This is a genomic window from Mycobacterium sp. E1715, assembly GCF_001667625.1.
GTDB lineage: Bacteria > Actinomycetota > Actinomycetes > Mycobacteriales > Mycobacteriaceae > Mycobacterium.
Genome location: NZ_LZJJ01000287.1, coordinates 1 through 5,134, shown reverse-complemented (window position 1 = coordinate 5,134; position 5,134 = coordinate 1). Strand labels below are relative to the sequence as shown.

General features: G+C 71.5%; 5 protein-coding genes and 1 pseudogene. 1 reads left to right on the top strand and 5 read right to left on the bottom strand.

Annotated elements, in window-relative coordinates:
* Positions 1-86, bottom strand: a pseudogene (locus A9X03_RS29260) (RDD family protein); the annotation flags it as partial.
* A 36-nt stretch (positions 87-122) separates the two neighbouring features.
* Between A9X03_RS29260 and A9X03_RS14600 the strand changes: the two are divergent.
* Positions 123-1,115: a stage II sporulation protein M gene (locus tag A9X03_RS14600; RefSeq protein WP_067756645.1), complete on the top strand. Its 993-nt coding sequence runs from the start codon at positions 123-125 to the stop codon at positions 1,113-1,115.
* A gap of 39 nt (positions 1,116-1,154) precedes the next feature.
* On the opposite strand, the gene A9X03_RS14595 is transcribed toward A9X03_RS14600, so the two are convergent.
* From A9X03_RS14595 to A9X03_RS14580, 4 genes are all read right to left on the bottom strand, one after another.
* Positions 1,155-2,477 carry a DUF58 domain-containing protein gene (locus A9X03_RS14595; protein ID WP_067756642.1) on the bottom strand — a complete coding sequence of 441 codons (1,323 nt, stop codon included), beginning with the start codon at positions 2,475-2,477 and terminating at the stop codon, positions 1,155-1,157.
* A complete protein-coding gene (locus A9X03_RS14590) occupies positions 2,477-3,460 on the bottom strand; it encodes a MoxR family ATPase (protein ID WP_067782778.1) in 984 nt (327 codons plus the stop codon). The genes A9X03_RS14595 and A9X03_RS14590 overlap by 1 nt, the downstream gene beginning before the upstream one ends.
* Positions 3,457-4,602 (bottom strand): DUF4350 domain-containing protein, encoded by a 1,146-nt coding sequence (locus tag A9X03_RS14585; protein WP_067754217.1) that lies wholly within the window; start codon positions 4,600-4,602, stop codon positions 3,457-3,459. The genes A9X03_RS14590 and A9X03_RS14585 overlap by 4 nt, the downstream gene beginning before the upstream one ends.
* Positions 4,602-5,134 (bottom strand): DUF4129 domain-containing protein (locus tag A9X03_RS14580; protein WP_068261627.1); only part of this gene is annotated, 533 nt, incomplete at its 5' end. The genes A9X03_RS14585 and A9X03_RS14580, both read right to left, overlap by 1 nt.

Here is a 5,134-nt window from a genome sequence, read left to right as displayed (position 1 = left end):
TCGATCAGTGCGCTCAACGCCCGCACCGGCAACTGGGCGATCTGCACGTCGAGCACGACCGCGTCGCCGGTCACCACCTCCGACATAACACCGAACGCTACAGGGCGATTAGGCTGCGCAGGGTGGACGTCGACGCATTCGTGCTGGCCCATCGCGGCACCTGGGACCGCCTGGACCGGCTGGTCGGGAAACGACGCTCACTGACCGGCGCCGAAGTCGACGAGCTGGTGGAGCTCTATCAGCGGGTGTCCACCCACCTCTCTACGCTGCGCTCGGCGTCGTCGGACTCGCTGTTGATCGGTCGGCTCTCGAGCCTGGTTGCGCGCGCCCGTTCCGTGGTGACCGGCGCGCATGCTCCGTTGAGCAGTACCTTCGTGCGGTTTTGGGCGGTGTCCTTCCCGGTGGTCGCCTACCGGTCGTGGCGGTGGTGGCTGGGCACCGCCGTGGCGTTCTACGCCGTGGCCGTGATCATCGCCTTCTGGGTGGCCGGCAATCCGGAGGTGCAGTCGGCCGCCGGAACCCCAAGCGACATCGAACAATTGGTGAACCACGACATCGCGGCCTACTACAGCGAACATCCCGCCGCCGCGTTCGCCCTGCAGATCTGGGTGAACAACTCCTGGGTGTCCGCGCAGTGCATCGCGTCGTCGGTCCTGCTGGGACTGCCGATTCCGTTCGTGCTCTTCCAGAACGCCGCCAACCTGGGACTGATCTCGGGGCTGATGTTCCAGGCCGGCAAGGGTGGCCTGCTGCTCGGGCTGCTGATACCGCACGGGCTGCTCGAGCTCACGGCGGTGTTCCTGGCCGGTGCCGCCGGCATGCGGTTGGGGTGGTCGGTGATCGCGCCCGGCGACCGGCCGCGCGGCCAGGCGCTCGCCGAACAGGGCCGCGCCGTGGTGTCGGTCGCGATCGGGCTGGCCGGCGTGCTGTTGGTCTCGGGGCTGATCGAGGCGCTGGTCACGCCCTCGCCGCTGCCGACTTTCGTTCGGGTTGGCATCGGGGTCATCGCCGAGGTGGCTTTCCTCGCCTACATCGTGTATTTCGGTCGCCGCGCCGTGCGGGCCGGTGAGACCGGTGACATCGAGGACGCGCCCGACGTGGTACCCACCGGCTAGCGCCGATTGCCCGCCTTCTCCTGACGCCGCTGCTCGGCGCTAAAGCCGGCCGGTGGCCTTCATCGCCAGGTAGCGGTCGGCAAGGGCGGGCGCCAGCTCGGTGGGTGGGGCGTCGACGACCTCCACCCCGCTGCGGCGCAGCCGCGTGGCGATCGCGCGGCGGTCATTGCGGGACCGTTCCGCGGCCGCCGCGTCGTAGACGGCGGCGGGATCCGAACGCCCGGCGGCCATTTGGTCGACCCGTGGGTCGGCGACGGCCGCCACCATGAGGTGGTGTTTGGCCGACAATTGCGGCAACACCGGCAGCAGGCCCTCGTCGAGGGCGGTCGCGTTGAGGTCGGTCAGCAACACCACGAGTGAGCGCCGGCGGGCCCGCCGCGCGATGGCGGAAACCATTGCGGTCCAATCCGGTTCGAGCAGGGCCGGTTGCAACGGGGCCATCGCCTCCACGAGGTGCGCGAGCAGTTCGGTGCGCGACGCCCCGAAAACGCCGGCGCGGGTGACCCGGTCGTGGGCGAGGAAGTCGACGTGGTCACCCGCCCGCGACGCGAGCGCCGCCAGCAGCAGCGCGGCATCCATGGACCAGTCCAGGCGGGGCCAGCCGGCGGGGTCGGCGGCCGTCGGGTCGACGCCCACCCGGCCCGCCGCGGTACGCCCGGTGTCCAGCACGATCACGACGCGCCGGTCGCGTTCGGGACGCCAGGTGCGGACGACGACGTCGGCGCGACGCGCGGTGGCGCGCCAGTCGATCGACCGCACGTCGTCACCGACGACATACTCGCGCAGTGAGTCGAATTCCGTTCCCTGCCCGCGGATCAGCGTGGGAAGCAGCCCGTCGATCTCACGCAGTTTGGCCAGTCGCGCCGGCAGGTGCTTGCGGGACAGGAAGGGCGGCAGCACCCGAAGCAGGCCCGGCACCGCTTGCGAGCCCTGCCGTCCCGCGAGCCCGAGTGGGCCGATGGACCGGGCGGTGACGACCGCGGCGCGCTGCTCGCCGCGGCGGACCGGCCGCAGTTGGGACTGGACGTGCTGGTGCTGGCCAACGGGGATGTTGACGGGATGGATGCGCGGCCGCGCGCCCGCGCTGGGCGGCCACGCGTCGCGAACCTGGCCGCGGAACCGGCGCCGGCCGTCGTTGTGGATCAGAAGTCCGACGTCCACCTGCTGCGCGAGCCGGGCGGAGCGGTCCGGCGACCGGACGTAGCGCAACTCGCGGGTGCTGGCCGCCAGCCCGATGTCCGCGATCACCACCGCCAGAAGGGTGGCCAGCAGTACTCCGAAAGTCCTTGCCGGCCAGGGGGACAGCGCGATGGGCAGGACGCACATCAGCGCGACCAGCCCGGTGCGTCCGGTCAGGATCACTAGCGGGGCACCGGGACCGACGCCAAGATTCCGTCGAGGACTCCGTCGGGGGTGGCCCCTTCGAGTTCGGCCTCGGGGCGCAGCATCACCCGGTGCCGCAGCGTCGGGCGGGCCATCGCCTTCACGTCGTCGGGGGTGACGTAGTTGCGGCCGGACAGCCAGGCCCAGGAACGAGCGGTGGCCAGCAGCGCCGTGGCCCCGCGCGGCGAGACGCCGAGCTGCAGCGCGGGTGAGGACCGGGTGGCTCCGACGATGTCGACGATGTACCCCAGCACCTCGTCGGCGACCAGCACGTTGCGCACGGCGTCGCGCCCGGCTGCCAGTTCGGCGGGTCCGGCCACCGGTTTTATCGCCGACAGGTCGCGCGGATCGAAGCCGTGCGCGTGCCGGCCGAGGATGGCGATCTCCGAATCCCGTGGCGGCAGAGTCACGTTCAGCTTCAGCAGGAAGCGGTCCAGCTGGGCTTCGGGCAGCTGATAGGTGCCCTCGTATTCGACGGGGTTCTGGGTCGCGGCGACGATGAACGGGTCGGGCAGGGGCTGGGCCACGCCATCCACGCTGACCTGACGCTCCTCCATGGCCTCGAGCAGCGCGGCCTGCGTTTTCGGTGGGGTGCGGTTGATCTCGTCGGCAAGGAGCAGATTGGTGAACACCGGACCGGGACGGAACGCGAAAGCGGCCGTGCGGGCGTCGTACACCAGTGATCCCGTGACATCGCCTGGCATCAGGTCGGGGGTGAACTGCACCCGCTTGAACTCCAACCGCAACGCGGCCGCCAGCGCCCGCACCAGCAGCGTCTTCGCCACTCCCGGAACGCCTTCCAGCAACACATGACCGCGACACAGCAGCGCGATCACCAGGCCGCTGACCACCCCCTCCTGGCCGACGACGGCCTTGGCGAGTTCGCCGCGCAAGGCCAGCAGCGCATCTCGCGCCGACTCAGCCGTGGGGGTGGTTTCCGCGGGGGAAGGGGTCTGCGTCACGTCCGTGTGACCTGCCTTTCGATGTCGTCGAGCGCACGGGCAAGTTGTAACAGGTCGTTGTCGGTCGCCGGGGGCGGGCCGAACAGCTGGTAGGAGACGAACGCCGGATCCGCCCCGCTGCGGGCGGCCACCGCGCCCGTCACCGCGGGCGCCGACGCGCCCGTGTTCAGACCGAGCCGGGGCAGCAGCCGCTGCAGTGTGGCGGTGCGCAGCGCCGCGGCGGCTCGGTCGCGCGCCCGGCGGGACCGGTACAGCCGTCCGCGACCCTCGACGGTCTCCGACGCGCGCACCACGACGGGCAGTTCCTCGGCGACCAGCGGGCCGGGCCGCCGGCCCCGCCAGAGGGCGACCAGCAGCACGACAAGCCACAATTGCCAGACGATCCACGTCACGTTCTGCGGGATCAGGTCGGCGATCGAGCCGGGCGGCGGTGCTTCGCCCTCGATCCGGTGGGGCGCGTACCAGACGAGCCGGGGCCGGGCGCCCGCGAGGTTCATCGCCAGGGCGGCGTTGCCCGCCTGCAGCAGGCCGCCGTTGGTCAGGAACTCCGTGCTGCCGACCGCAGTGATGGCCCGTCCGCCGTCGCGGAAGCGCACGAGCGCGCCGTCGTAGCAGCGGGTTAGCGGTCGGCCGTCGGTGGCGCGGTAGGTGTCGCTCGGGCCGAATCGAACCGGCCCGGCCCGGGTCGCCTCGCGGAGTGTGCAATCGGGGTCGCTGTCGAACGTGTCGGCCGCCGAGACGCGCAGGCCGGGCATCAACGCCTCCCGGGTGCGCGAGGTTGGTTCCACCAGCAGCAGATCACCGGGCGCCCGGGACAGCCGGTCCAGTAGCGACTCGGTCAGGTACTGGCTCTGCGCCACCAGGATCAGCGCGTCGGGACGCGCCGCCCGTTCGACATCGGCGATGCTGTCGGCGACAACGACGTCGACCCCGCCGCCGCGCAGCAGCGTCACCAGCGCGTGGGCGCCGTCGGGACCCGTCGACGCCGGATCCATCCGCGCCCCGGGACGCGGCGCGGTCAGGTAGGCATCGAGGCCGGCGATGACGGCCAGCACGATCAGCGTGAGGATTACCCAGCGCCAGGATCGCCAGCGCTGCAACGCCGTTGGGCTCGCCGGGTGGGGACCCGCCGTGGTCGCCATCACCGCACCTGCGCCCACGAGTCGGGCGCGGCGGTTTGCCCCGGCCCCCCGGGAACGGTCGCCGAGCGGGAGCGCAGGTGCTCGTCAAGGTCGGCGATCATCTGGTATGCGCTCTGGGTTCCCGGTCGCTCACCGTAGGTGACGTCGTTGAAAGCCGTTGCGGCTTGCGCTAATTCGCCGGCAAGGTGGGGCAGCGCGGCACCGGCGTCGACGGCCAGTTCGTTGGCGGTCCGGCCGGGCGCCGGGTTCAGCACACCCGTCTCCTCGAGCTGGCGGGCGACCGCCCGCAGGCGGTGGCGAATCGCTGCGGTCCATTCGCCCCGCGCCGCAAAGTCTTCGGCCGTCGCACGGTGCTGGGCCGCGGTGAGCTGCGCGGCCTCGAACAGCTGATAGTCACCGCCGCGGTTGGTGCGCATCGTGCGCCGCGCGACGTGGATCGCGACCGCCAACGCGATTGCCAGCATGATGAAAAGGACGGTGGCCGTGAGCCACCCGCCGGGGAAAGAGGCGGTCTTCTGCAGCAGCCGGTAAA